The following is a 24746-nucleotide window of genomic DNA, read 5'->3' on the forward strand; positions in this document are numbered from 1 at the left end:
TCCCCAAGCCACTCTTCAGCGAGGGCCCTGAGCTTTTCCGGATCCCCAGCGTGCGCACCGCCTCGCGCCAAACGACATCCTCTTGTCTGCGGTAGCGCTCCCCGTGCCGGTGCCGCCGCGCATCACGGATCCGGTGAAGTCGGTGGTGAATGAGGTGCCGGCGTCGATGCCGGGCGGTCCGACCGTCGCAGTGCCGTTCACCTTGGACAACCCGTAGCCGCCGGCACAGGTGTTGCTTCCGACGTGGCTGCCTCTTCGAGCCGGTCGGCGTGGAGAGCACGCCTCCGCCCACCGTCACGTGGGTGTCCCCGATGGAGTCTTCGGCCACGCCACCGCCCGTCAGGGCGGGGGCCTGCTGCGGCTGGACCGAACTGCCCGCGCCTCGCCGGAGGAAGTCGCCCGGGCGGCTCGGCTCGCGGCGACGTTCCGGACTCGGCGCCGACGAGCGTCGTCCACCGGCACGCGACAAGCGGGTCGGGTCTGCGGACACGGGCGACGGCACGGCCGCTGTCCGGGAACTGCCGTGCCGTCCCCCGCGGGTCAGTGGGACTCGGCCAGCCCCAGCGCCACATCGACGATCATGTCTTCCTGGCCGCCGACAAGGCCGCGCTTACCGACCTCCACGAGGATGGTGCGCACGTCGACGCCGTACCGCTCGGCCGCAGTCTCGGCGTGGCGCAGGAAGGAGCCGTAGACGCCGGCGTAGCCGAGGGTGAGGGTCTCGCGGTCGACGCGCACCGGACGGTCCTGCAGCGGACGCACCAGGTCGTCGGCGGCGTCCTGCAGCCCGAACAGGTCGCAGCCGTGGGCCCAGCCGTTGAGATCGGCCACGGCGATGAACGCCTCCAGCGGGGTGTTGCCCGCACCCGCGCCCTGGCCCGCCAGCGAGGCGTCGACCCGGGTGACGCCCTCCTCCACCGCGATCATCGAGTTGGCGACCGAGAGGGAGAGGTTCTCGTGGGCGTGGACGCCGATCTCGGTCGCCGGGTCGAGGACGTCCCGGTAGGCGCGGATGCGGTCGCGGACGCCGTCCATCATCAGACGGCCGCCGGAATCGGTGACGTAGACGCAGTGCGCGCCGTACGACTCCATGAGCTTGGCTTGCCCGGCGAGCGTCTTGGCGTCGGTCATGTGGCTCATCATCAGGAAGCCGGACACGTCCATGCCCAGCTCGCGGGCGGTGGCGATGTGCTGCGCGGAGACGTCGGCCTCGGTGCAGTGGGTGGCCACACGCACCGAGCGGACGCCGAGCGCGTACGCCTGCTTGAGCTCCTCGATGGTGCCGATGCCGGGCAGCAGCAGCGTAGTGAGGCGGGCGGTCTTGATGTGGGCGGCGGCGGTCTCGATCCACTCCCAGTCGGTGTGGCTGCCCGGACCGTAGTTGAGGGAGCCGCCGGCGAGGCCGTCGCCGTGGGAGACCTCGATGCCGTCGACGCCCGCGGCGTCGAGCGCGGCCACGATCCGGCCGAGCTGCTCGGGCTCGATGCGGTGGCGGATGGCGTGCATGCCGTCCCGCAGGGTGACGTCCTGGATGAAGAGCCTGTCGACGGTCATGCGCCCGCTCCCTGAAGTTCGTTGCTGTGGGCGGCCATGGCCTCGGCCATGCGGACGGCCGCGCTGGTCATGATGTCGAGGTTGCCGGCGTAGGCCGGCAGGTAGTGGGCGGCGCCCTCGACCTCGAGAAAGACCGACACCTGGTGGGTGACCGGGTCCGAGGTCAGGGTGTGCACCGGCTGGTCGGCGGGTACCGGGGTGATCTGCACCTGTCGCTTGAGCCGGTAGCCGGGCACGTACGCCGACACCTGCTCGACCATCGAGGCGATGGAGGCGCGGATCGCCTCGTGTGTGACCCTTTCCGGTGCGTTCACCAGGGCGAGCACGGTGTCCCGCATGATCAGCGGGGGCTCGGCCGGGTTGAGGATGATGACGGCCTTGCCGCGCCCCGCGCCGCCGACCCTCTCGATGGCGTGGCTCGTGGTCTCGGTGAATTCGTCGATGTTGGCGCGGGTACCGGGGCCTGCGCTCTTCGACGCGATGGACGCGACGATCTCCGCGTACGGCACCGGAGCCACCTGGGAGATCGCGGCGACGACCGGGATCGTGGCCTGACCGCCGCAGGTGACCATGTTGACGTTGTCCGCAGCAACGTGCTCGGTGAGGTTGACCGCGGGGATCACCATCGGGCCGATCGCGGCTGGTGTCAGGTCGATGAGCTGCTTGCCGTGCGGGGCGAGGACGGCGGCGTTGGTCACATGGGCCTTGGCGGACGTGGCATCGAAGACGATCTTGATGTCCTCGAAGCCGTCCATGCGGACCAGGCCCTCGACACCCTCGGCCGTGACCGGGACGCCGAGCCGCCGGGCGCGGGCGAGCCCGTCGGAGGCGGGGTCGATGCCGACCATCGCGCCTGCCTCCAAGGTGTCGGACAGGCGCAGCACCTTGATCATCAGGTCGGTGCCGATGTTGCCCGAGCCGATGATGGCCACCTTGGTCTTCATACGGAGGTTCCTTCGTCGGAGTCGGAGAGCGCGTCGCCCTCGGGGGACACGGGGAAGCGGACGGAGACGGACCCGAGGCCGCTGATCTCGGCGGTGAACGTGTCACCGGGCTCGGCGACGACCATCGGGCCGAGGGCACCGGAGAGCACGACCTGGCCCGCGCGCAGCGGGTCACCGACCCCGCGTGCGGTCCGCGCCAGCCAGGCGAGCGCCGTCAGCGGATCGCCGAGGCAGGCCGCGCCGTCACCGCTGGAGACGGTCTCACAGCCCCGGGTGAGCGTCATGGCGGCGGTCACCGGCTCGAACTCGGCCATGGTCTTCGTCGACGACCCGAGCACGTACAGGGCGCTGGAGCCGTTGTCGGCGACGGTGTCGCCGAAGGTGATGTCCCAGCCGGCGATCCGGCTGTCGACGATCTCCAGGGCCGGGACGGCGTACGCCACGGCGTCCCGGATCTGCTCCGCGTCCAGGGGGCCCTCGGCGAGGTCCGCGCCGAGCACGAACGCGATCTCGGCCTCGACCTTCGGCTGGAGCAGCCGCCCGGTCGGCACGAGGGTGCCGTCGGCGACCTGCATGTCGTCGAAGAGGACACCGAAGTCAGGTTGGTCCACGCCGAGTTGGGCCTGGACGGCGGGCGAGGTGAGGCCGATCTTGCGTCCCGTGACGCGCGCGCCGGTCTCCGTACGGTGTGCGGTGAGCAGCTCCTGGACGGCGTACGCCGCCTTCACGTCGTCGCTGCCGATCAGGTCGCGGACCGGGGAGCAGGGCACGCGGTCGGCGGCGGCTGCCAACAGGCGCTGAGCCGCCTTTGCCACGGCGTCGCTGCCACGGGGAGTCTCGTTCATGCCCTCAGCTTGGAGACTCGAGGCCCGCGACGCCCAGGAAAAAGTTCCGCGCGACGGAACACGGGCCTGTCCGCCGGGCAACACCGGGGGGTCAGTGCCGCAGGAGTTCCTCGCGTCGGCCGAGGGTGGCGGTGATGCCGCCCGCCGCCGCCCGGATGCTGTTGGCGTGCCGGGTGGGCCGGAAGCGGTGCACGGGGCCCGTCACACTGACCGCGCCCACGATCTCGTCCGACGGGCCGAAGATCCCGGACGCGACGCAGACGATGCCGACCGCCGACTCCTCGTACTCGAACGCGACGCCCTTCGCGGCGATGTCGGACAGCTGGCGCGTGAGGACGTCGACGTTGGTGATGGTCCGGGGGGCCCGGCGTTCCAGTGGTCGGCGCAGCACCGACTCACGGACATCGGCGGGTGCGTGGGCGAGGAGGACCTTGCCGAGGGCAGTGGAGTGCAGCGGCATGCGCCCGCCGAGCCGGGAGGGGGAGTCAACCTGCTGGTGCCCGCCCATCTTCGCCACATAGACCACCTCGGCGCCCTCGCGGATGCCCAGGTGGACCAGTTCGTGCGTGCGCACGTACAGGTCCTCCATGAAGGGGGTCGCCACCTCCAGCAGGCCGCGCTCGACCGAGGCGCGCATCCCCAGTTCGAAGACCAGGCTGGACAGACGGTAGCGGCCCTGTACCCGGTCGAGCAGGCGCGCGGCCACCAGATCGCCGAGCGTGCGGTGCAAAGTGCCCTTGGGGAGGCCGGTGCGACGCTGCAACTCGGCGAAGCCGAGGGTGTTGTCCTCGACGCTGAACGCCTGCAGCACGGCGAGTGCCTTGCTCAGCACACCGCTCGGTGCGGCCCCGCCCACGCCTGCCTCCACTTCTCGCCGCCGCGCGTGTCCCTCCACGTTATGGCCTGCCTGCGTGATCCGATTCTATGGCGATCGGATCACGCAGGGCGTGGGCGGAGGTGCCAGGCCGTCATCGCGCAGCCGTAGACTGCCGGAATGAGTGACGATCAGGTGGCCTCGAGCATGCGAGGGAGCGAGACCGCCCGGGGCTTGACGGCGCAGGGCGGCGTCCAGGGAAGGACCGCCGGCTCCCAGACACTCGCCCGCGGCCTGCTGGCGCTGGAGGCGATCGCGGGTCAGTAGAGGGCCGAGCAATGCTCAAGACCTGTGGATCGGCCTCGGGTCGGCACGCGAAGGGCGTACCTTCCCGAATTGATCCTGTGACGGTCATCGAGTAGGCCGACGTTCGCTGCGTCGGTCGGGAGGGCACGCCCGTGCTCACGGTAGTCAGACGAAGACGGAACGACGCCACACGGCTCCCTGATTGACGAGATCGTCCGCGAGGGCGCGAGGCGGACGCCGGCCGCCGCCCTGGAAGCAGAAGTCAACTCCTATATAGCTGAGTTGGCCGGTCAGCGGGACGATTCCGGCCGCCGTCTGGTCGTGCGCAACGGCTTCCATCAGCCGCGGAAGGTGACGACCGCGGCCGGGGCGATCGAAGTGAGGGCCCCGCGGGTCAACGACAAGCGCATCGACGAGGCCACCGGTGAGCGCAAGCGGTTCTCCTCGACGATCTCCCCCAGCCTTCGGCCGGGAGGTGCCCCCAGCCGCCCTGGGCCCGCAAGTCCCCGAAGATCAGCGAGGTGCTGCCGCTGCTCTACTTGCACGGTCTGTCGTCCGGGGACTTCGTGCCCGCGCTGGAGCAGTTTCTTGGCTCCTCCGCCGGCCTCTCACCCGCGACAGTCACGCGGCTGACCGCGCAGTGGCAGGCCGACCACAAGGCGTTCATGGAACGCGATCTGTCGGCCACGGACTACGTTTACGTCTGGGCTGACGGCGTTCACCTGCGCATTCGCCTGGAGGAGGCGAAGGCCGCCGTCCTGGTCATGGTCGGCGTGCGGGCGGACGGCACCAAGGAACTGATCGCGATGACCGACGGCTACCGCGAGTCCTCCGAGGCATGGGCAGGACTGATGCGGGACTGTGCCCGCCGGGGCATGCGTGCCCCCGTCCTGGCCGTCGGCGACGGAGTGCTCGGCTTCTGGAACGCGTTGAACGAGGTGTTCCCCGCGACCCGCCATCAGCGGTGCTGGGTGCACAGAAGCCGTAAAGAATCAAGGTGCTGCTTTGCAGGGACAGGCTCGTTGTCAGGGCATGGCGGTTCCGGAGGAGATCTGTTCCCGACTCCAGTGCAGATTCTCAGTGTTGTTGCCCCACTTGAACGAGTGGCAGCGGCGGCTGGCCCTGGTTACCGAAGCCCGGTTGCTCGGGCACGGCGGCGTACGGGCGGTAGCGCGGATCGCGCAGGTCAGCGAGACGACCGTGCGTCGTGGAGTATCAGAGCTGGAAGCGGGGGCCGGGCCGCTGCCGGACGGCCGGGTGCGTGCACCAGGCGGAGGCCGCAAGCGGGCTGAAGCCAACGATCCTGCCCTGCTCAAAGCCTTGTTGGGCCTGGTCGAGCCGGACGAGCGGGGAGATCCTCAGTCTCCGCTGCGGTGGACGACGAAGTCGCTGCGCAACCTGGCCGGGGAGCTGACCCGGCAGGGGCACCCGGTGTCCGCGCCGACGGTGGGCCGGCTGCTCAAGCAGGAGGGCTTCAGCTTGTTGTTTGACCTCGGGTGTCACCCGAGGTCAAACAACAAGCTTAGCCACCGTCGATGGAGCCGACGTCGGCGTCGGTGTTCTGAAACGAGCGTGTTCAGGTCGCGCGGACGTCCCGGCAGCGATCCTGGATCATCGACCGGTGTACTGGCCGGCGCGCTTCTCCGTCAGTGCCGTCATGGCCTCGTCATGGTCGGCGGTGTGGTGCGAGATGGCCTGCATCGTGGCCGAGAGCTCCAGCACCGTGGCGAGCGGATTGAGCTGAGACTCCCGCAATAGCCGCTTGGCCATCCGCGTCGAGTGCGCCGGGTTCTTCGCTACACGGCGTGCCAGTTCGTGCGCCGCAGGGAGAAGGTCCTGGGGGTCGACGACGCGGGTAACCAGCCCCCATTCCAGCGCAGTGGCCGCGTCGACCCGGTCGCCGGTGAGGGCCATCTCTGCTGCCCGCTGGGGACCGATCGCGTGCGTGAGGAACCACGCGCCGCCGTCTCCGGGGATAATGCCGAGCTGCACGAAGCTCTCGGCGAACCAGCCTTTGGTGGAGGCGATTCGCAGGTCGCACATCATCGCCAGGTCACAGCCCGCACCAACCGCCGGTCCGTTGACGGCGGCGATCATCGGAACCTCGCTGGCCTGCATGGCGAGTGGAAGGCGTTGGATGCCGCGGCGGTAGCCGTTGCGCAACTCCCACGGGCCGCCCGCGAACATGCCGGTCTTGGCCCGCATGTCGGTGACGTTGCCGCCAGCCGAGAAGGCGGACCCTGCACCGGTGAGCACCACGCAACGCACGTCGAGGTCCGCGTTGACGCGATCGAGGTTCGCTTCGAAGGCGTCGATCATGTCCTCCCCCGAGATCGGGTTCCGCTGCTCGGGCAGATTGATGGTCCAGGTCTCCACGTGGTCCTGGCGTTCGATCAGCAAGAGGTGGTCCATCAGGCGTGTTCCCTTCTCCGGGGGCGGGACTCGGAGTCGATACGGGCGGTCCCTCAGTTCGGGCGGGCCACCAGCTTGCGGTGCCGCGATCGGGGCCCGTGCCGACGCAAGATCACCGATCATACTGGTTTATGGTGGCCGTTACGTACTTACGTAACTGTGGTCACCTCCTGGCTCCTCGCGCAGCCCGTCAGCGCGCGTCGCGGCGCCTGCACTCACCCCCGGGCGTGCCAGATCGCCGCGTGCCTGCGCAGCGCGTCCGCGATCTCGTCCTGATGCGGCACCAGGGCGCTTCGCGGGCCGACGACGCCCACCGCGGCAACGACGCGCCCACGCTCACGCACCGGTACGGCGATGCCGTCGAGGTCGGGGTTCTCCGCCGCGCCGGGCAGAACGAGCACGCCCCCGGAGCGGATTTTGTCCATGGCTCCGAGGAATCGCTCTACCCGATCACTGTCCTCGGGCCCAAGGGTCTCGAGGTAGGCCCACAGGTCGCGCTGCTCCCAGTCCGCGAGCAGCAGCCAACCCGTCGAGGTGCGGATGAGTTGGCGCCGGATGAACCGCTCCGCGAGGTAGGCCGTGCGCGGTTCGGTGGAGCAGTGGTCGAGATAGACCACGTCCGCTCCGACGGCCACCGCAACGACGGCGGTGTTGCCCGTCTCGGCGTGCAACGCCAGAAGGTCGTCGTGGCCGACCCGATGGACGGCCGGCCGGCCGGCCAACAGGTTGATGAAGTACGGCGCCACGCCCAGCTGATAGACGCGCCCTCGCTCGTCGAGATACCCGGTCGCCACCAGTCCGTTCACGAGCCCCTGCGCAGACGAGACCGGCGCGTCGAGGCGACGGGCGATCTCGGTCAGGGACAGGCCGTCCGACCGCGCGACGGCCTCCAGGATGGCCGCTACCCGATCCACCATCCTGTGGCGCGGGCGCACCCGCGTAGGCCGCTCCGACTCTCCCATCCGATCTCCTCGCTCGCTTTGGGCGCCCATGCTCTCGTACGCGACGGCGCTCCGTTGCCATCCCCACCGTGCCTGCCACCGTTGACCCGGCAGGTGGGCACGTGTATAACAGTACACGAATTTACGTAGTTACGTATCTTGCACCTCATACTCGTAGGACGGTTCCTTGTGCCTTCGCTCATGCCCGCTCCGGTCCTCGAACCCGAGGCGCTGATCGATCTGCGGCTGGAAGTGCGGGAGTTCCTGGGCTCACAGCTCGCCGCCGGCGCCTTCACCCCTGACGTTGACAGCTGGCTCAGTGGGTGGGACATCGAGTTCACCCGCGCACTCGCCCGCCGCGGTTGGCTGGGCATGACGATCCCGAAGGAGTACGGCGGTCACGGTCGGAGCTTCCTCGAGCGGTTCGTCGTGACCGAGGAGCTCCTCGCCGCGGGCGCGCCGGTCGCCGCCCACTGGATCGCCGACCGCCAGGTCGCTCCGACGCTGCTGCGCTTCGGGAGCGAGACCCTCAAGAACACCTACCTCCCACGCATCGCGGCCGGCGAGGTCTTCTTCGGCATCGGCATGTCCGAGCCCGACTCGGGTTCGGATCTCGCGAGCGTACGCACCCGAGCCGAGCGCGTGGACGGTGGTTGGCGGGTCCACGGCACCAAGCTCTGGACCTCTGGCGGCCACGAGGCCGACGCCTTCATCGCACTCGTGCGCACCTCACCGCCGACCGCGGCGAATGATCGGGGCGACCGCCACTCCGGCCTCAGCCAGCTGCTGGTCCAGCTCAAGGACCCGGGCGTCCAGATTCGGCCGGTCATCTCGGCGAACGGCCAGCACCACTTCAACGAGATCGTCCTGGACAGCGTGCACGTCGCCGACGACCACGTCGTCGGCGAGCTCGGCGCCGGCTGGAGCCAGGTGACCTCGGAGCTCTCCTACGAGCGGAGCGGCCCTGAGCGGTTCCTGTCCACCTACCCCCTGGCAGCCGCCATCCTCGGGCGCGACGACCTCATACTCGACACGGCCGAGGCGGGACGCGTCACCGCGCGGCTCGCAGGCCTGCACCAGATGTCGCTCTCCATCGCCGCCGCTCTGCAGCGTGGTGAGCGCGCCGATGTGCCGGCTGCACTGGTCAAGGTGCTCGGCACCACACTCGAGGGCGACCTCGCCGACCTGGTCGATCTCAGCCTCCCGGCCGGCTCCACCGATCCCGCCGCCAACCTGACGCGGCGCGCGGTGCAGCAGCGCCCGGGGTTCACCTTGCGTGGTGGCACCAACGAGATCCTGCGCGGCGTCATCGCCCGCGGCCTGGGAATGCGCTGATGAGCGGCATCGAGACGACGGACAGTGGGACGACCCAGAACATGACAGAGCCGATGAACCAGACGCCGACCACCGTCGATCCGGACCTGCGCGCGATGATGCGCGACGTCCTCGGCGGTGACATGACCGAGCGACTGTCCCAAGCGATCACCGGCGTCAAGCTGGACAAGACGCTGTGGCGCCAGCTCAGCGATCTCGGCCTTACCTCCCTGACCGCGCCCGAGGCGGAGGGCGGGTCGGGTGCGAGCTGGCTCGAGGCGGCCGCCCTCCTCGGCGAAAGCGCCGCCGCGGCGCGACACCTGCCGCTCGCCGAGACCGATCTGCTCGCCGGATGGCTGCTGCGTACGGCCGGGCTACCGGTCGAGGACCCGACCGTTCCGCGGACCGTCGCCCTGCTGGACGAGGGAGGCGCGGCCGACTCCGTCCCGTGGCTTCAGGACGCGGAGAGGGTGGTCGTGGTCGCGCCGTCGGGCCACGACTTCTCCGTCGTCGAACTCGGTGACACGGAACTGCGGTCGATCACCGAGACCGCTCCCGCGCCCACCAACTCGGGCCAGCAGCGAGCGCACCTCCGACTGATCGGTCCACTGCCCGCCGGCACGGCCGTGCCGGCCGCGATCGTGGAGCAACTGCGGCTGCGCGGCGCATTGGCCCGAGCAGCGCAATGTGTCGGGGCCATAGACCGCGCGGTGGACTTGTGCATCGAGCACACCTCGGTCCGTGTTCAATTCGGCCGGCCGCTCGCGAGGTTCCAAGCGGTCCAGCAGCTGGTCGCCGACGCCGCGGCGCAGGCTGCGCTGGCGCGGGCGGCGGTGGACGCTGCGGTGCTCGAAGCTGCCGCCACCGACCTGGCCGGTGGCGCCGCCCCCGGCAGGGTCGCTGTCGCCCGCTCGTGCGTCGGCCACGCGGCGTCAGTCGTCGTGCGCAACGCGCACCAGGTCCACGGCGCGATCGGCACCACTCAGGAGCACCCGCTGCAGCTTTTCACCTTGCCGGTGCTCGACTGGCGCAGCGAGTTCGGCACCACCCGCTCCTTCGACCGCCGGCTTGGCGAGCTCCTGCGCCGCGACCCGACCGCCCTGTGGGATGTCGTGCTCGGCCGAGGGGGCGCGGCATGACAGCCTCACTGCCGCTCGAGGGCGTCCGCGTGCTCGACCTGAGCACGGTGTTCATGGGGCCGTACGCCGCCCAGATCCTCGCGGGTTGGGGTGCCGAAGTGATCAAGGTCGAGGCGCTCGAGGGCGACCAGGTGCGCGGCATCGGCGACGTCGGCCGCACCGGTCTGGGTCCCATCTTCATCAATGCGAACGGTGGGAAGCGCTCTCTGGCGCTCGACCTTAAAGCGGCGGGTGCCCGCGAGGTGCTCCATGCGCTGGTACGCCGCACCGATCTCCTCCTGCACAACGTGCGTCCGCCGGCGGCTGCCAGGCTCGGCATCACCTGGGAGGACCTGTCTGTAGTGAACCCCAGCCTCGTGCACTGCGCCTTCCGCGGCTACGGCGCCGGCGGCCCGTGGGCGGACCGGCCGGCGTACGACGATGTCATTCAGGCGGGCAGTGGAGTCGCGATGGCGCAGGCTGTCGGCGGTGCCGAGCCGGCGTACTGGCGCTCTGCCGTCGCCGACAAGGTGATGGGCATCTACGGCGCGGCAGCCGCTTGTGCGGCGCTGCGATCACGGGATGTCACCGGCGAGGGGCGCGCGGTCGAGGTCCCGATGTTTGAGGCCATGGCCGCCTTCATGTTGCTGGACCGCCAGGGTGGCTGGGTCACCGACCCACCGAACGGCCCGACCGGCTACCCCCGCACCGACTCGCCGCACCGCCGGCCCTACGCCACCAAAGACGGCTACCTCGCGGTGATGATCTACGCCGACAAGCAGTGGCTCTCCTTCTTCCGGCTCATCGGGCGTACCGACCTCGGCGACGACCCCCGCTTCCATGACATCAATGCCCGCACGCGGCACATCGACGAGCTCTACGCCCTGCTGGCAAATGAGATTGCGACCCGGACGACGGCGGAATGGGAGGCGGCCTTCGAGGAGGCGGACATCCCGCACGGACCCGTCAACACGATCGAGGACCTGTTCAGCGATCCGCAACTGGTGGCCACCGACTTTTTCCAGACCATCCACCAGCCCGGCATGGGACCGGTGCGGCTGGCTCGCTCACCCATCGACATGGGCGTTCCGGCCGCTGCGCCCCGACCCGCACCCCGGCTGGGCGAGCACACCCGCGAGATCCTCGCCGAGGCCGGGTTCGCCGCCGAGGAGATCACCCAGTTGCACGACGACCGTGTCGTCGCTTCGGCTGACTGAGCGCGCGTCTGCTGGCTGCACATCGATTCTTCCAAGGGCTCTGACCGGGGCCAGTGATAGCTGGCCCCGGTCAGAGCGCGAGTCCACCCACGCGATGTTGCCCTCGCTCCCGAGGCGCAGGCCGAGCAAAGGCTCGTCCCAGCATCAAGATCCTGGGCTCGGATAAACTGCCCCTGCCCAGGGCCACCATCTGCTGCTCCCCCTCACGGCGCCAGCCAGTCGCACCGAACGGTCACAGCCGACGCGATGGTCGAAGCTCTGCTCGAAGAGCACTCGGCGCGCCGCGCCCGGGCCGTGTGTCGGTGTGAGGTCTCAGGACTTCCCTGACGGTTTGTCGTCAGGAGATCCTTGACGGTCCTTCTGGGTGCCCATGCCTTTGACGTAGAGCCTGGTGATCGGTCCGGGGTTCTCGCGGGGCCGGACTGCGAGTTCGCCCTCGCCGTGCAGGATCCGGTAGTGGGTGTCCTCGATGACGACGGTGACGATCTTTCCGGCATGCCGCGGGCCGAGCTTGATGAACTGGCCGTTGATCATGAAACGGCCGCTCGCATGCACCTTCCGCTGGGCCCGGACGGCCCCGGCCGGCAGGGGCGGAGGGGCAGCGGGGACGTCGCCGTCCGCGCCCCGCGGATCTGCCCCAGACGGTCGGCCGGAACGGGACGGGGCCCCGTTCCCCTCAGCGCGTCGTCGGCGATGGCGTGCACGAGGCGCCCGTCCAGCCGGAGGGTGACCGTGCGGCCGGCGAGGGCGAACCCGACCTGGTGGCGGCCGCCGGCCAGGCAGAGGATCCCGTCGCGCAGCACCTTGCGGTCGACCTCGACCGGTTCGCCGGCGGCGAGGACGGCCGTCCCGCTGCCGGTCCTGGGCAGCGCGGCGGGTGCGGGCTCGGCACCGGCCGGGCGGGCGCCGTAGCGCATGGTCAAGTAGGCGATGTCCTCCGGCCGCAGCCGGGACGGGACGGTGGTGACCAGGTGCCCGTCGAGGAGGAAGCGGACGCTGCGGTGGTTCGCCCAGACGGTCAGCGTCCTGCCGGCCAGCGCCTGGTGGATGCCCACCCGCTGCCTGCCCGTCCCCAGGGTGATCTCGCCGCTGGGCGGCACCCGCACGTCGCACTCGACCGCGGTCCCCTGCGGCGGCAGCACCGGCACTTCGACGACCTCGACGGACAACTCCGGCTCGTCCAGCGTCTGTTCGGGAGGCTCGTCGTTCCGGCGGACGGGGGTGTGGGGCCGGAAGAGACCGACGGGAGTGACCATGTCCAGCGCCTGGTGCGGACGCTGGTGGTTGTAGGCGTGCACCCGGCCGTCGATCCCTTCCTGGGCGGCGGCCAGCGACTCGAACGGCACCACATGATCGAGGAACTCCTCGCGCAGGGTGCGGTGAAAACGCTCGATCTTGCCCGTGGTGGTGGGCGAGCCCGGCTCGGCCAGCCGCTGGGTGATGCCGTTCTCCCGGCAGATCCGCTCGAAGAGCACCTCCACCGGCTGGGGACGGGTGTGCCGGCCGGTGAACTGCTTGCCGTTGTCGGTCAGGACCTCGAACGGCACCCCGCAGCGGCGCATCGCCGCGGTGAAGGCCGAGCACACCGCGCGGGCGCCGGGCACGGCCACGACGGAGGCGATCACGACGAACCGGGAGTGGTCGTCGATGCCGGCGACCGTCCTGCACTCCCGCCCGTCGGCCAGCGGAACCCCGCCCACCAGGTCCATCTGCCACAGGTGCATGGGCGCCTCGCGCTGCCACCGGCGGTACTTGCGCGGATACCGCTGTTCCCGGACGCGCACCAGTCCGTTGCGGGACAGCACCCGGTGGACCGTGGCTCGCGACGGCGCCGGCTCCAGCCCGCGGCGCGCGAGTTCGTGCGAGATCCGGCGGGCGCCCCACCGGGGAGGCCGGCGGCGCAGCTCGCAGATCTCGGCTTCCGCCTCGGCGGACAGACGCGTGGGACTGTTCCGCGGGCGCCGCGAGCGGTCCAGCAGGCCGGGCATGCCCTCCTGCTCGAACCGACGCCGCCGGCTGTGCAACGTCTGACGCGAGGCGCCATACCGGGCCGCGACCTCACCGGTCGGAGACCCGCCGAGCACTTCGCGGACAGCCCGGCAGCGGTACTCGACCAACTGCTGTACATCCACGACCACCGACGGAAGCCCCCCTGCCTCACCGCCGGGCGGGAGATGGCGAACGTTCAGCCGAACGTGTCAACCATGTCCCGAGCACAAACGGTCAGGCATCTCCTGAGACCTCACACCGACAGCCGTGCCCCACCGTTGCGACACCTCGCACGCGAGCAGGGCCATCCCGGCCCCGATGCGCTGACGAGGAAGGGCCCGGCGCTGCTCGACACTGTCGATCCTGACCGAACCGGTGACGTTCCGCGGTACCCCTCGCCACTCATGGGTTGCCGCCGGCTGGGCAGCCGACAGCCCGAGCGGCTCAAGCCCTCAGCGAGATCGTGCGCTTGAGATCGCTGGAAATGAGCCGGGCCGCCCGCTGGGTCAGGTCGGCTGCTGACTCCGGCCTGAACCTGCCAGTCGACCCCGAAGCAGAGATGGCCCCAACAGGACGGCCCTCGGGGTCGAAGATGGGTGCCGCGACGCATGTCAGCCCCAGCATCGCCTCCTCACGGTCGTACGCCACTCCCGCCTCCCGGGCCTGGCGCAACTGACCGACCATCAGTTCGGGTCGCATCACCGTATAGGGCGTGGAACGAGGCCAGCCCTCGTTGAGCGCCTGGATGATGAGCTCTCGGCTGCTGTGCGCGAGCATCACCTTGCCCAGAGCGGTGGTCAGCGCAGGCACCCGGGCACCGATTCGACTCAGGAGATTGGGAGAGCGAGGCCCCCTGATGCGATCCAGATAGACGATGGAGGTGCTGTCGAGCACGGCCAGATTAACCCCGAAGCCGACGTGCTGGAACAGGGCGGCCATATGCGGAGCCGCCACATCCCGCAGGAATCCGACCGGTGAGGCATCCACACTGTTGCCCAACTCGAACACGTGCGAGCTGAGCCGGTAGTTGCGTCCGACCCGGGTCAGGAAGCCGCTCTCGGTCAACTGCGCGACCAACCTGAACGCCGTGGACTTGGGCAGCCCGACACGCCTGGCCAGCTCACTCAGCGGAAGCAGATGGTCGTCACCCATGAAGGCGTCGAGGATGCTCAGCGCGCGCCCGACCGAGATGATGGCCGAGGCCTCTCCCCGAGCCTGGGGCCCCTCACCGGCCTCACTGGTCGGCGTCGTGCTCATGCCGTGCGGGCCTTGTTTCGGGCCAGGTTCGCCAGCGTCACCGCGATGACCAGGCCCGCGCCGTAGAACACGTTCTGGATCCAGCCGGAGAAGCCCAGCAACTGCAACCCGAAGATGCCGGTGGCGAGGAAGTAGATCGCCACCAGGGTGCCGACCGGATTGAACTGGCCCGGCTGGATGACCGCCGTGCCGAGAAAGACCGCTGCCAGCGCCGGCAGGAGCAAGGTCATGGAGCTGGCGGGGTCGAATCCGCCCTGCGTGGCGACCAGGAGCATGCCGGCAACACCGGCCAGCAGTCCGCCTGCGACGTAGGAGCCTGCCCGGATCCACTCGACCCGGATGCCGGCCAGGCGCGCCACCTCCTTGCTGGAGCCCACGAACAACATGTGACGCCCCAGCGGGGTGTAGGCGTAGACGTAAGCCAGGAAGGCCACGAAGGCGATGCCGTAGTAGAACGAGATGGGCATCCCGAACACCGGCGTGAGGGCGAGGTTGGAGAAGGCCGGCTCGAAGACGGTGACGATCGTCCCGTGCGAGAACATATGGCTGAGGCCACCGATCAACGTCCCGGTGCCCAGGGTGACGACGATCGAGGACACTCCCAGGTACACGGCGAAGAACGCGTTGACCGCTCCGCAGAATGCGGCTGCCGCCAGGCCCACCAGTACGCCGACCCAGATTCTGCCGGTCTGATTCGTGACCACCGGGATCAACGTGGCAGTGATGCCCATGACGAAGGCGATGGAGAGGTCGAACTCTCCGACCGCCAGAGTCACGAGCGCGGCCATGGCCAGGAACACCAGCGTCTGCTGCGACCCGAAGATCGATGTTACGGTGCCCACCGAGCCGAACTTGGTGGGCATCAGCACGAGGTAGATGCCCGCCATCACGAACCAGCCCAGAATCAGGGCGTAACGGCTCAGAAACTCTCCGACCCAGGACGGCGCGGACTGCGCCTTGGTCGCGGGGGACTCGTCACCCGCCTCCGCCCGCACCTGAGCAGCCTCACCTGACTCAGCGGCGATGTCACGGGCACCGTCAAGGCGCTCGGCTTCGAGGCGATCGGTCTTGTGGTTCATGACTCTCCCTTGACTGCTATCGGCGGCCGGTCAGTTGGGTGGAATAGATGGCGTCGAGCACCTCATCGGGCGTGCTGCGGCCGAGCGCGGTCAGACCGCCGTTCCGGTGCACCAGGATTCGGTCGCACACCTCGGCCAGATCGGTGGGTTCGATGCTCACCAGCAGCACCCCGATACCCTCGGACGCAGCGGCCCTGACGGCGCGCAGGATCTCCGCCCGCGCGCCGACATCGACGGCTTGGGTCGGCTCGTGGAGAACGAGGACCTTCGGCCCCACCGACATCCACTTGGCGAACAGCACCTTCTGCTGATTGCCACCACTCAGTTCCTTGACGGTGGTCCGAGCCGACGGCGTCCGGATGCCGAACGAGGTGATGGCCTGGTCGGCCAGCTCGTCCTGCCACTCGCGCGACACCCACCAACGGCGACCGCGGGAGACCAGGTTGGGCAGCGCAAGGTTGTCGCGGATGCTCATCTCAAGAGCCAGACCGTCGCGGTCGCGTCGCTCGGGCACCAGGGCAATCCCGGCCCGCCGGCTTCCGGACACACTCATCCGTGCCGCGTCGAGGACAGAACCGCCGGTGACGACTCGCCCCGCCACGGCCTTGGTGGAGCCGCCCAGTACGTACGGGACATGCTCGAACCCGGAGCCGGGCAGACCCGTCAGGCCGACCACCTCGCCGGCCTCGACAGTGAAGTCGAGATTCGTGATCGATGGGGTCGTGAGGCTTTGGACCTCCAAGGCCACCTTCCCCGACGGTACGTGCGGCTCCCTGGCCTCGGCCTCGGGTACGTGCTGGCCCAGCATCAACCGTGCGATGTCGCGCTCGCTGAGGTCGCGGGTCTCGCGTCCCGCAGCAGCCAGGGACCCGTCCCGGAGCACCGTGACCCGGTCGGAGTGGTCGATGACCTCGTGGAGGTTGTGGCTGATCATCAGTACCGACGTGCCCGAGTCGACCACACGCCTGAGCAACTCGTGGAACTTCCTCAGTTCCTCGCGCGGCAGGGCTCGCGTCGCCTCGTCCAGGATGATCAGCCCAGTGCCAGGTTGCAGGTCCCGCATCGCACGGGCGATCCCCACCTCGGCCCGTCGCGTGGCGCTCAGACGACCGACCGGGGTCCGGACGTCCACGGGGACGTCGAGACGCCCCAGCACCGAGCGCGCCACCGCTTCCTGCTGGCGCCAGTCGATGCGGCGCAGGTACTTCGATCGGGTGAATCGTCCGACGCCGATGTTCTCGGCGACGGTGAGGTGGTCCAGGATCCCGAGATCCTGGTGGACCACGGACACCCCTGCCTGCTGAAGCTCCGCCCACCGGACGGGAACCCGCTGGGGGTTCCCGTCCACGGTGAGCGTCATGCCTGGGTCAGGCTGGTGGTACCCCGTGAGGATCTTGACCAACGTCGACTTGCCGGAACCGTTCTGCCCCACCAGAGCGTGGAGCTCTCCGGGACGGACGTCCAACTCCACGCCCTTGAGGACCTTGGAGTGGCCGAACGTCTTGCAGACGTTGGTCGCCTGCAACCTGGCCTCAGTCATGGTCACCGGGCACCCCAAGCCTCAAGGAACTGCTTCTTGAAGGAATCGTCGCCATACCAGGTCGGCGTGCCGTAGGCGGCGCTGGTGAGTTCCAGGTCCTTGGTGTTCTCCTTGGTGAACACGCGCACCGGGGAGTCGTAGGTTTCGGGCTGCTCACCGTTGAGGAGACGGACGAAGGCGTTCGCGACCTGCCAGGCGTCGTAGGTGACGGCGGAGCCGACGTCGCCGGCCTGCTGGCCGGACTGGACGCGCTTGAGACCATCGAGGTCGCCGAGGGCCGAGACGACCTTGACCTTCTTACCGAAGCCGGCGGCGTTGACGCCGGTCAGGGTCTGGGGCACGTAGCCGTCGACGGGCTGGACGACGACGTTGATGTCCGGGTTGGCGACCAGCGCCGCGGAGACCGCGCTGGGGAGCTTGTCCAGGGTGGCGCTGCCGAACTCGACCTCGGTCAGGGTGCACGACGGGCAACGCTCCTTGAAGCGCTCCGCCGCGGCGTCCAGGTTCGCCACGGTGGTGGCGTTGTCGGTGACCTTCAGCCAGAGGGCGTGGGTGCCCGCCCCCTCCTGGGACACGGCCACGTCGGCGAGGGTGGTGTAGATCTTCTTCAGGCGCGGGGAGGTGTCGAAGAAGGCCATGTTGTCGGCCTTGGCGAAGTCCCCGGGCTTGCCGCCCATCGAGACCAGCAGGGGTACGCCGGTCTTGGCCACGCTGTCGAAGGTGTTGCGCAGCTGCGCGTACTCGATGCTGTAGCTGATGATGCCGTCGACGTCCTGGTCGGCGGCCGCCTTCAGGCACGTCGCCACCTCCGTGGGGTTGAACTTGCCGTCGCAGGTGCGTACCTCGGCGCCCATTTGCTCCAGCGCGTCGGTGACGCCGACGCCGATGGAGCGGATGGCGGGAACCGATTCACCGATCGGCACGAAGTAGAACTTCTTGCCCTTCAGGGAAATGGGGTCGGCGATCTTGGGAACCGTTGGCCACTGGGAGACCGGCTCCGCGGCGGCCTTGATGGCCGCGGCAGCCTCGGCGACACCGGTCTCGGCCTCTTCACGGTCCTCTGCTGAAAGGCTGTCGGGCTCGCCGAGTCCGCAGCTGGTCAGGGCCAGGCTGGCGGCGGCCACAATCGCCACGAAGCCGGCACGCCCTCGGGCAGCACGTCGAATCTGCATCATTGTCGTTCCTCCGGTCTTGCCGTTGATGACGGCAGAATGAACACCCGAATCGTGTGACGACGGTTACTGCACCGGAACCAAAGTGTTCCGCACCGCGGAACGATTCCCAAGAGGCTGTGGATTTCCTCACACCGGAGCCGCTCAGCTGAGGTGATGGCTCGGCGAGTCGCCCACCAGACCCGGACACCGACAGATGCCGGCGGTGGCCAGGAACCGCACCGGGTCCTGACGTCCTCTCCAGGCTCTGCGAGCCTGGAGAGGACGAACGGCTCAATCGCGCGTGATGAAGTCCACCAACAACCGGTTGAACCTGTCCGCGTGCTCCAGCTGGGCCCAGTGCCCGCATTTGTTGAGCAGCACCAGGCGGGCGTCCTGGAGCACCGGCAGCAGGCGGAGCGAGTGCTCGTGGCTGACCACCCGGTCGTCACGGCCGTGGATCAGCAGCGCGGGCGCGGAGATCGCAGTCACGTCCTTGAGCGCAGCCCGCGTCTGCACGGGTCCGCCCGTCGCCAGGCCCTCGACGAAGTTGGCGAGGTGCTTCGGGTGGGCCAGCGCGTTGTCCAGCCGCTCCTGGGCCAGCTGCTCCGCGTCCTCCACTTGGCCGTACGTCATGACGTCGACGAGTCGACGCATGTTCTCGAGGGTTGGCCGGCGGTAGGTCTCGAAGAGCAGCTTGAGGCCCTCCGAGGGCCCGTCGCTGGCTCCGTAGACGGTGGGGAACTCCGTCAGCGCCACCACGCCCATGGTGGCCAGGTGGCTCACGCGCTCCGGATAACGCGCCGCGAACGTCACTGCCGTCGACCCGCCCATGGAGTTGCCCACCAGGGCGGCACGCTCGATCCCCAGCGCGTCGAGCAGCTCCAGCACGGCGTTGGGGTGGTCGTACGTGGCGGGGAGTCCCGGGTCGGAGGCACCCCATCCGGGGGCGTCGAGCGCGATCACGCGGAAGTGCTCGGCCAGCGCCGGGATGTTGGGAGCGAAGTTGCTCCACCCCGTGGCCCCGGGGCCGCTGCCGTGCAGCAGCACCACCGGGTGGCCCTTGCCGGCCTCGTTGTAGTGGAGCCGCCACGAGGGCGTCCGGAGGGTGCGGCTCGTGCTCTGCTCGGTCAGGGTGTCGGTGCTGGTCATGGGCCGTCCTGTCTATTGATGTGGGCCTGAACTGGTCACTCGTACGATCGGCGAGGCCCAGGGGCCGGGGTATGGCTGTCATGGCTGAGCCGCTGGATGGCTTGAAGGACATGGCCACCCCGGGCCCCGCGACGACTCGACCGCCAATGGGGAGAAGCGACTCGATCGCTGCATAGGACAACGTCGGCGAGTTCGTCTGCTGGGTTGCCGCAACGACGAACTCGCGGAAGCGACCGTGCCCGAGATCTGGGCCGGAGTGGACATCGGCAAGACGCACCACCATGCGATGGTGATCAACGGAGACGGCGAACGACTGCTGTCCCGATGCGTACTGAACGACGAGTCCGAGCTGCTGGGGCTGATCGGTGATGTCCTGGCGATATCCACCGACGCGCTGTGGGCGGTCGACCTCAACCGCGGCGGCGCTGCCCTGCTGATCGGATTGCTGCTGTCGCATGGCCAGCCCATGACCTACCTCACCGGTCTTGCCGTGCACCGGGCCTCGGCGTCTTATCGAGGTGAGGGAAAGCCGGACGAGCGCGATGCCTTCGTCATCGCGGACCAGGCTCGTGTCCGCCGCGATCTGGGGATGTTGCGGCCCGGGGACGAGTTGCCTGTCGATCTGCGCACGCTGACCACCCGGCGCCTGGACGTCGTCTTCGACCGCACTCGGCAGATCAACCGCCTCAGGGCACAACTCCTTGAGATCTTCCCGGCGTTGGAGCGTTCGGTAGGCCTCATGAAGAAGGGGCGCGGCGCGCTGCTGACGGGCTACCAGGCTCCAGCCGCGATCCGCAGCGCGGGCATCAAGCGGATCGAGACTTGGCTGAAAAATCGCAAGGTCCGCAGTGCCGCCGCCATCGCAAGGATGGCCGTGGAAGCTGCCCAGGCTCAGATGACCGCGCTGCCCGGCGAGACGCCGGCCGCCGCGATGATGGCCCGTCTCGCGAAGGGGGTGATGACCCTCGACGAGGAGATCGCCGAACCTGACGCCCTCATCGAGGCCGGGTTTCGCGAGCATCCGCACGCCGAGGTGATCCTCAGCCTGCCCGGGACGGGTCCCGAACTCGGGGCCGAGTTCATCGCCACGACCGGCAAAGACATGGACGCCTTCGGCAGCGCTGACCGCCTGGCCGGGTTCGCTGGCCCGGCTCCGCAACCTCGTGACTCCGGCCGCGTCAGCGGCGACCTGCGCAGACCCCGCCGCTATCACCGCGGGCCGCTGCGGGCCGTATACCTCTCGGCGATGGCCAGCCTGCCGGCGTGCCCGGCCTCCAAGGCGTACTACCGGCGCAAGCGGAGTGAGGGGAAAGGGTGCAAGTAGGCCCTGCTCGCTCTCGCACGCCGACGCCTCAACGTCCTGTGAGCCATGACCCGTGACGGAGCGTGCTGTCACGCTTCACCTTCCGTCACGGCTGCGGCTTGACAACACGATTGGGATGTCCTTCCCGCTCAGGCCCCGACGGCTTCGGTGCGACGCAGGATTCCCGGCGTCCGCCCCGCGGGGTCGTCGGTCATCTTGTGGCCCCACGTGCTGGCCCGGCGGTATGTGGCCGGCACCCAGTCGTCGTCGACATCGAGGGCTCCGAAGCCGTACTCGAGGTGGAACGACGAGGGCGTGGTCAGGTAGAAGGAGATCATCTGGTCGTTGGTGTGCCGGCCCAGCTCCTTGCGCAGGGGCACGCCCCTGGCACGGCACAGGTCCAGTGCCGTGCCGACGTCGTCGATGTTGTGCAGCTGCAGCATTATGTGGTTCAGGCCGACGGCGCCGGGGACCTGGGCCAGCGCCAGCGAGTGGTGCCGCCCGTTGCAGTGGTAGAAGTGCGACTGGGTGCCGTCGGGACGGGCGATCTTGTCGGAGAGCCGGAAGCCCATCACCTCGGTGAAGAAGGCGTGCCCGGCCTCGACGTCGGGCAGAAGCAGCACAGCATGGCCCAGGCCCTGCTTGCCGGTCACGAACCCGCTCACCGGTCGTCCGGGACGGAAGGAGCTGGGCTCCACGACCTGGCCCCAGACGACCTCGTGGCGGAAGGCCCAGGGGTCCTCGAACCAGATCAGCTGGTCGACCGAGCGCTTCTCGGCCAGCCCGCGGTCACCGGTGTGCACGGTGAGGCCGGCGGCCCTCAAACGCTCGGCGAAGGCGGGCAGCATGCCCTCTTCGCTCACGGCCCAACCGAAGTAGGCCACCTCGTCGGTCTCCCCGGGGTGGATCTGGATGCGCCACTCGGCGTCGTCGATCCGTACACGGACGCTGCCGTCCTCGCCGTCCTCCCCCAGCATGCAGCCGAGGATGTCGGGGGCGAAGGTGCGCCACTGGTCGGAGTTCGGGGAGCGGAATCCGAGATAGGCCAGCGAGCTGAGCATGTTTCTCCTAGGTGAGAGCCTGTCGGGAGGTGATGGGTCGGGGCTCCAGCAGCGCCTCGACCGAGCGTGCGGTGTCGAGGAGCATCGAGAGCCAGAGGAGGACCTCCGATCCGGTGACCTGGGGCGGCAGGCCGAGAAGCCTCAGCACGGCGAGGGCCGCTCCACTGGGCGAGCGCACCGGGACGCTCATGGCGATGACGTCGTAGACCTCGTCGGAGAGGATCTCCTCGGGCTCGTGGTACGCCGCCATCGAGCGGATGGCGTCGACGAGCGCCGAGGTGTGCTCCGGGATGTCGGAGGACTCGCTGTAGGCACCCACGAGCTCGTCGAGCTCGGGAACGCTGAGGGGACCGCTGAGGGTGATCGACCAACCGCGTTCACGCACCCGGGCCAGTTGGGCGCGTACGAGGTCGACCTCCGGCGCGTCGGCGTCACCGAGCTTCGCGAGCCACTCGTCCTCGCTGATCCCCGAACCGGGGTTCGCGGCGAAGTGGATGCCCAGGGGCGGCACCACCGGGATGCGGGAGCCCAGCCGGGTACGACGTGCGGAGGACGAGTGGTTGGCCACGGCCACGGCCACGGCATGATCCTCCTCGTAGGTGATCACGCTGCACTCGACACCGAGGTCCCGCGCCAACACCTCGATCGGCTCGCGGGCCAGTTCGACCACCCGCTGTGCCGCCGCAGCCCCCACGGACTCCAGCGACGACAGGCGACCGGGAACGAACTGGCCGAACCCGCCCTGGTAGCGCAGCATCGGCCGCCGGTTCTCCGCGAGGCCGGCGTCGATGGCCTCGGCCACCACGACCACGGTGTCCGAGGTCTCGTGCGTCTGCAGGACGCGGCAGTCGAGCCAGCCCGCCACGCCGTCCAGGACCGGGGATCCCTGCGGCGTGACCCGCCACTCCACCGAGCCCAGGCCGCCGGGAAGCGACAGCGCCCGCAGCAGCGCGTCCTGGTCCTCGGAGAGCACTGCCACCGAGCACCGTCCGCTCCTCCGGACGTCCTCGACGCCCGGAGCATCCTTCAGCACCACGAGAACCAGCGACGGGGGCGCCTGCGACACCGGGGTGAAACCGGTGAGCAGGGTGCCGACCGGCTCCTGCTGCCGGTTCCACGCCGCCATGACGCACGCGCCCGAAGGCACCTGCGACGTCACCTCGAGGAAGTCCTCGGCTTCCAGGGCGCGGGGTGAAGCCGCGTCCTCGTTCGCATCCTTGTCCGTCATTGCGTCTCGCGCTGAACCCATGATCGACACCTATGGACTTCCTTCGAATCGGTCCGCTGACCTCAATAGGTTGATGCAGCGTAGAGCGCGGGGGTACGAGCGGCTCAGATGTAGCACTTGGCCTGGGCACGCAGTCGTGCGGCCTCACGCTGGTCGGCCGGCGGGAACAGCAGGTGGCCGCCGGCGAGACCCAGGTCGATCATCGCCAGGGGCTCTGCCTGGGCATCGCCGTTGGAGGTGCCGTGCTCGCGCGCCACGATGAGGTCGCGGTAAAGGCGCTGCATGATGTTGGAGCTGTACACCGCGTTGGGACGCAGGGCCGGGAAGAGGCTGCTCACCACCGACATGCCGGCCTTGCCGTTCTGTGCGATGTCGTACATCGCCTGGGCGATCTCGAGCGTGCTGAGCTCCTCGCCACGGCAGGCGGCGTCGTAGGCCTCCTGTAGCCGGGCCACGGTGACGGTCTGCGCGGCGGAGAGGGCGCCGCGGGCCTCGGCCAGGCGGACGAGCATCAGCCGGTCGCCCTCGAGCGAGCGCGAGACCGTCTTGGAAACGCCATACGCGGACTTGAACTCCTCCAGGAACCGCCAACCGGTTCCGAGAGCGGGGGCGGCCGAGACCATCGTGTAGATGTGGGCGTGGGGCAGGCGGTAGAGCGGCGCGGTGAACTCCCGCAGTCCGGGCCCGAAACCGCCGTACAGGATGCCGCGGTCGATGGCGCGGTGCTCCGGGATGAAGATGTCGTCCACGACCACCGTGCGGCTGCCGGTGCCGTTGAGACCCAGGGTGTACCAGTCGTCGACGACCTTGGCGTCCTCGATCGGGAAGAAAAAGTTGTAGGGGACGACCTCGCCGGGCACGTCCGCGCCGACCACAACCCACTTGGCGTGGTGGATGCCGCTGGAGGAGCGCCAGGTTCCCGACAGCCGGAACCCGCCCTCGACACGGGTCGCCTTGTTGCCCTGCATGTTATAGGACGAGGAGATCAGGGCCTCGGGGTCCGCCCCGAAGATCTCGTCGTTGAGCTCCTTCGACATGTGGGCCAGCTCCCAGGAGTGCACGCCCAGGAGCATCATGATCCACCCGGTCGACGCGCAGGCCTTGCTGATCTCCGTGGCCGCGAGGAAGAACTCCGCGGGGTTCGCCTCCTCGCCGCCGTACACCTTGGCCTGCAGCGCCCGTGCGAGACCGGAGTCGGCGAGGTCCTTGAGGCTGTCCTCGTGCACGTGACGCATCTTCTCGGTCTCTGACGCCCGCTCAGCGATGCCGGGCACCAACAGCCGGGCCCGCTCCACCAGTGTCGGACGATCCGCCTGGGGGCGGGCAGCGGTTGCTGACATCGTGGGACTCCTTTTGGTGTGCATGTGCGCTGGTCGTCGACGTGTCGAACGACGTATGTGGGATCACTCTCCGCGTCCGCAGTCACAGCCGAAAGGTTGATGTGCCGCATACCGGAACGCTGACGGAACACCGTCTCCGGCTCGGGGGCGATGATGCCGGTTCAGACCCTCGGAGCGAGCG

Annotated in this window: 19 protein-coding genes and 4 pseudogenes; 7 read left to right on the forward strand and 16 right to left on the reverse strand. The window is 69.2% G+C overall.

The genetic code is table 11. The annotated features are described in order from the left end of the window. Positions 1-540: 540 nt before the first annotated feature. The 4 genes from dmpG to ACTWJ9_RS04080 form a co-directional block, all read right to left on the reverse strand. On the reverse strand, positions 541-1554 hold the full coding sequence (gene dmpG / locus ACTWJ9_RS04065) for a 4-hydroxy-2-oxovalerate aldolase (protein WP_279332658.1): 1014 nt from the start codon (positions 1552-1554) through the stop codon (positions 541-543). Then, positions 1551-2498, reverse strand: a complete 948-nt coding sequence (locus tag ACTWJ9_RS04070; protein ID WP_279332660.1) for an acetaldehyde dehydrogenase (acetylating) — start codon at positions 2496-2498, stop codon at positions 1551-1553. The genes dmpG and ACTWJ9_RS04070 overlap by 4 nt, the downstream gene beginning before the upstream one ends. After that, positions 2495-3343 (reverse strand): 2-keto-4-pentenoate hydratase, encoded by an 849-nt coding sequence (locus ACTWJ9_RS04075; RefSeq protein WP_279332661.1) that lies wholly within the window; start codon positions 3341-3343, stop codon positions 2495-2497. Before ACTWJ9_RS04075 ends, ACTWJ9_RS04070 begins: the two co-directional genes overlap by 4 nt. Positions 3344-3434: 91 nt before the next feature. Continuing rightward, complete coding sequence (locus tag ACTWJ9_RS04080; RefSeq protein WP_279332662.1) at positions 3435-4199, reverse strand: IclR family transcriptional regulator; 765 nt, start codon at positions 4197-4199, stop codon at positions 3435-3437. Positions 4200-4337: 138 nt separating this feature from the next. Between ACTWJ9_RS04080 and ACTWJ9_RS04085 the strand changes: the two genes are divergently transcribed. The 3 genes and pseudogenes from ACTWJ9_RS04085 to ACTWJ9_RS04095 all read left to right on the forward strand — a co-directional run. Next, positions 4338-4484 (forward strand): hypothetical protein, encoded by a 147-nt coding sequence (locus ACTWJ9_RS04085; protein ID WP_384199495.1) that lies wholly within the window; start codon positions 4338-4340, stop codon positions 4482-4484. Between the two features lie 177 nt (positions 4485-4661). Beyond that, positions 4662-5443, forward strand: a pseudogene (locus ACTWJ9_RS04090) (IS256 family transposase); the annotation flags it as partial. A gap of 52 nt (positions 5444-5495) precedes the next feature. Then, positions 5496-5945, forward strand: a pseudogene (locus ACTWJ9_RS04095) (ISAzo13-like element transposase-related protein); the annotation flags it as partial. Positions 5946-6074: 129 nt separating this feature from the next. Here the strand turns inward: ACTWJ9_RS04095 and ACTWJ9_RS04100 are convergent. Both ACTWJ9_RS04100 and ACTWJ9_RS04105 read right to left on the reverse strand, forming a co-directional pair. After that, a complete protein-coding gene (locus tag ACTWJ9_RS04100) occupies positions 6075-6875 on the reverse strand; it encodes a crotonase/enoyl-CoA hydratase family protein (protein WP_279332664.1) in 801 nt (266 codons plus the stop codon). Positions 6876-7090: 215 nt separating this feature from the next. Beyond that, positions 7091-7837 carry a helix-turn-helix domain-containing protein gene (locus tag ACTWJ9_RS04105; RefSeq protein WP_279332665.1) on the reverse strand — a complete coding sequence of 249 codons (747 nt, stop codon included), beginning with the start codon at positions 7835-7837 and terminating at the stop codon, positions 7091-7093. Between the two features lie 180 nt (positions 7838-8017). On the opposite strand from ACTWJ9_RS04105, the gene ACTWJ9_RS04110 reads away from it, so the two are divergent. The 3 genes from ACTWJ9_RS04110 to ACTWJ9_RS04120 are packed head-to-tail and all read left to right on the forward strand — an operon-like array spanning position 8018 to position 11465. Beyond that, positions 8018-9151, forward strand: a complete 1134-nt coding sequence (locus tag ACTWJ9_RS04110) for an acyl-CoA dehydrogenase family protein (RefSeq protein WP_279332666.1) — start codon at positions 8018-8020, stop codon at positions 9149-9151. Continuing rightward, complete coding sequence (locus ACTWJ9_RS04115) at positions 9151-10269, forward strand: acyl-CoA/acyl-ACP dehydrogenase (RefSeq protein WP_279332667.1); 1119 nt, start codon at positions 9151-9153, stop codon at positions 10267-10269. The genes ACTWJ9_RS04110 and ACTWJ9_RS04115 overlap by 1 nt, the downstream gene beginning before the upstream one ends. Then, on the forward strand, positions 10266-11465 hold the full coding sequence (locus ACTWJ9_RS04120; protein ID WP_279332668.1) for a CaiB/BaiF CoA transferase family protein: 1200 nt from the start codon (positions 10266-10268) through the stop codon (positions 11463-11465). Before ACTWJ9_RS04115 ends, ACTWJ9_RS04120 begins: the two co-directional genes overlap by 4 nt. Positions 11466-11777: 312 nt before the next feature. Here the strand turns inward: ACTWJ9_RS04120 and ACTWJ9_RS04125 are convergent, their stop codons facing one another. The 7 genes and pseudogenes from ACTWJ9_RS04125 to ACTWJ9_RS04155 all read right to left on the reverse strand — a co-directional run bounded on the left by ACTWJ9_RS04125 (position 11778) and on the right by ACTWJ9_RS04155 (position 19633). Continuing rightward, positions 11778-11999 (reverse strand): hypothetical protein, encoded by a 222-nt coding sequence (locus tag ACTWJ9_RS04125; RefSeq protein ID WP_279332669.1) that lies wholly within the window; start codon positions 11997-11999, stop codon positions 11778-11780. A gap of 608 nt (positions 12000-12607) precedes the next feature. After that, positions 12608-13603, reverse strand: a pseudogene (locus ACTWJ9_RS04130) (IS481 family transposase); the annotation flags it as partial. 295 nt (positions 13604-13898) lie between these two features. Continuing rightward, the gene (locus ACTWJ9_RS04135; RefSeq protein ID WP_279332670.1) at positions 13899-14711 is read right to left on the reverse strand and encodes an IclR family transcriptional regulator; all 813 of its coding nucleotides are present in this window, start codon (positions 14709-14711) and stop codon (positions 13899-13901) included. After that, on the reverse strand, positions 14708-15790 hold the full coding sequence (locus ACTWJ9_RS04140) for an ABC transporter permease (protein ID WP_279332671.1): 1083 nt from the start codon (positions 15788-15790) through the stop codon (positions 14708-14710). Before ACTWJ9_RS04140 ends, ACTWJ9_RS04135 begins: the two co-directional genes overlap by 4 nt. A 16-nt stretch (positions 15791-15806) precedes the next feature. Continuing rightward, entirely contained in the window at positions 15807-17330 is a 1524-nt protein-coding gene (locus ACTWJ9_RS04145) for a sugar ABC transporter ATP-binding protein (protein WP_279332672.1), read from the reverse strand. A gap of 2 nt (positions 17331-17332) precedes the next feature. After that, positions 17333-18463: a sugar ABC transporter substrate-binding protein gene (locus ACTWJ9_RS04150; protein WP_279332673.1), complete on the reverse strand. Its 1131-nt coding sequence runs from the start codon at positions 18461-18463 to the stop codon at positions 17333-17335. Positions 18464-18775: 312 nt separating this feature from the next. Continuing rightward, positions 18776-19633 carry an alpha/beta fold hydrolase gene (locus ACTWJ9_RS04155; protein WP_279332674.1) on the reverse strand — a complete coding sequence of 286 codons (858 nt, stop codon included), beginning with the start codon at positions 19631-19633 and terminating at the stop codon, positions 18776-18778. Positions 19634-19868: 235 nt separating this feature from the next. On the opposite strand from ACTWJ9_RS04155, the pseudogene ACTWJ9_RS04160 reads away from it, so the two are divergent. Then, positions 19869-20999, forward strand: a pseudogene (locus ACTWJ9_RS04160) (IS110 family transposase). 86 nt (positions 21000-21085) lie between these two features. Here the strand turns inward: ACTWJ9_RS04160 and ACTWJ9_RS04165 are convergent. From ACTWJ9_RS04165 to ACTWJ9_RS04175, 3 genes are all read right to left on the reverse strand, one after another. Continuing rightward, the gene (locus ACTWJ9_RS04165) at positions 21086-21997 is read right to left on the reverse strand and encodes a VOC family protein (protein ID WP_279332675.1); all 912 of its coding nucleotides are present in this window, start codon (positions 21995-21997) and stop codon (positions 21086-21088) included. Between the two features lie 7 nt (positions 21998-22004). Continuing rightward, on the reverse strand, positions 22005-23225 hold the full coding sequence (locus ACTWJ9_RS04170) for a flavin reductase (RefSeq protein WP_279332676.1): 1221 nt from the start codon (positions 23223-23225) through the stop codon (positions 22005-22007). 104 nt (positions 23226-23329) lie between these two features. After that, positions 23330-24565 carry an acyl-CoA dehydrogenase family protein gene (locus tag ACTWJ9_RS04175; RefSeq protein WP_279332677.1) on the reverse strand — a complete coding sequence of 412 codons (1236 nt, stop codon included), beginning with the start codon at positions 24563-24565 and terminating at the stop codon, positions 23330-23332. Positions 24566-24746: the final 181 nt, after the last annotated feature.

The organism is Streptomyces sp. GDS52, assembly GCF_052246875.1.
GTDB lineage: Bacteria > Actinomycetota > Actinomycetes > Streptomycetales > Streptomycetaceae > Streptomyces > Streptomyces cathayae.

Coding starts and splice junctions, on each gene's coding strand:
- dmpG (WP_279332658.1), bottom strand. CDS start 1,554: ATGACCGTCGACAGGCTCTTCATCCAGGACGTCACCCTGCGGGACGGC.
- ACTWJ9_RS04070 (WP_279332660.1), bottom strand. CDS start 2,498: ATGAAGACCAAGGTGGCCATCATCGGCTCGGGCAACATCGGCACCGAC.
- ACTWJ9_RS04075 (WP_279332661.1), bottom strand. CDS start 3,343: ATGAACGAGACTCCCCGTGGCAGCGACGCCGTGGCAAAGGCGGCTCAG.
- ACTWJ9_RS04085 (WP_384199495.1), top strand. CDS start 4,338: ATGAGTGACGATCAGGTGGCCTCGAGCATGCGAGGGAGCGAGACCGCC.
- ACTWJ9_RS04100 (WP_279332664.1), bottom strand. CDS start 6,875: ATGGACCACCTCTTGCTGATCGAACGCCAGGACCACGTGGAGACCTGG.
- ACTWJ9_RS04105 (WP_279332665.1), bottom strand. CDS start 7,837: ATGGGAGAGTCGGAGCGGCCTACGCGGGTGCGCCCGCGCCACAGGATG.
- ACTWJ9_RS04110 (WP_279332666.1), top strand. CDS start 8,018: ATGCCCGCTCCGGTCCTCGAACCCGAGGCGCTGATCGATCTGCGGCTG.
- ACTWJ9_RS04115 (WP_279332667.1), top strand. CDS start 9,151: ATGAGCGGCATCGAGACGACGGACAGTGGGACGACCCAGAACATGACA.
- ACTWJ9_RS04120 (WP_279332668.1), top strand. CDS start 10,266: ATGACAGCCTCACTGCCGCTCGAGGGCGTCCGCGTGCTCGACCTGAGC.
- ACTWJ9_RS04125 (WP_279332669.1), bottom strand. CDS start 11,999: ATGATCAACGGCCAGTTCATCAAGCTCGGCCCGCGGCATGCCGGAAAG.
- ACTWJ9_RS04135 (WP_279332670.1), bottom strand. CDS start 14,711: ATGAGCACGACGCCGACCAGTGAGGCCGGTGAGGGGCCCCAGGCTCGG.
- ACTWJ9_RS04140 (WP_279332671.1), bottom strand. CDS start 15,790: ATGAACCACAAGACCGATCGCCTCGAAGCCGAGCGCCTTGACGGTGCC.
- ACTWJ9_RS04145 (WP_279332672.1), bottom strand. CDS start 17,330: ATGACTGAGGCCAGGTTGCAGGCGACCAACGTCTGCAAGACGTTCGGC.
- ACTWJ9_RS04155 (WP_279332674.1), bottom strand. CDS start 19,633: ATGACCAGCACCGACACCCTGACCGAGCAGAGCACGAGCCGCACCCTC.
- ACTWJ9_RS04165 (WP_279332675.1), bottom strand. CDS start 21,997: ATGCTCAGCTCGCTGGCCTATCTCGGATTCCGCTCCCCGAACTCCGAC.
- ACTWJ9_RS04170 (WP_279332676.1), bottom strand. CDS start 23,225: ATGACGGACAAGGATGCGAACGAGGACGCGGCTTCACCCCGCGCCCTG.
- ACTWJ9_RS04175 (WP_279332677.1), bottom strand. CDS start 24,565: ATGTCAGCAACCGCTGCCCGCCCCCAGGCGGATCGTCCGACACTGGTG.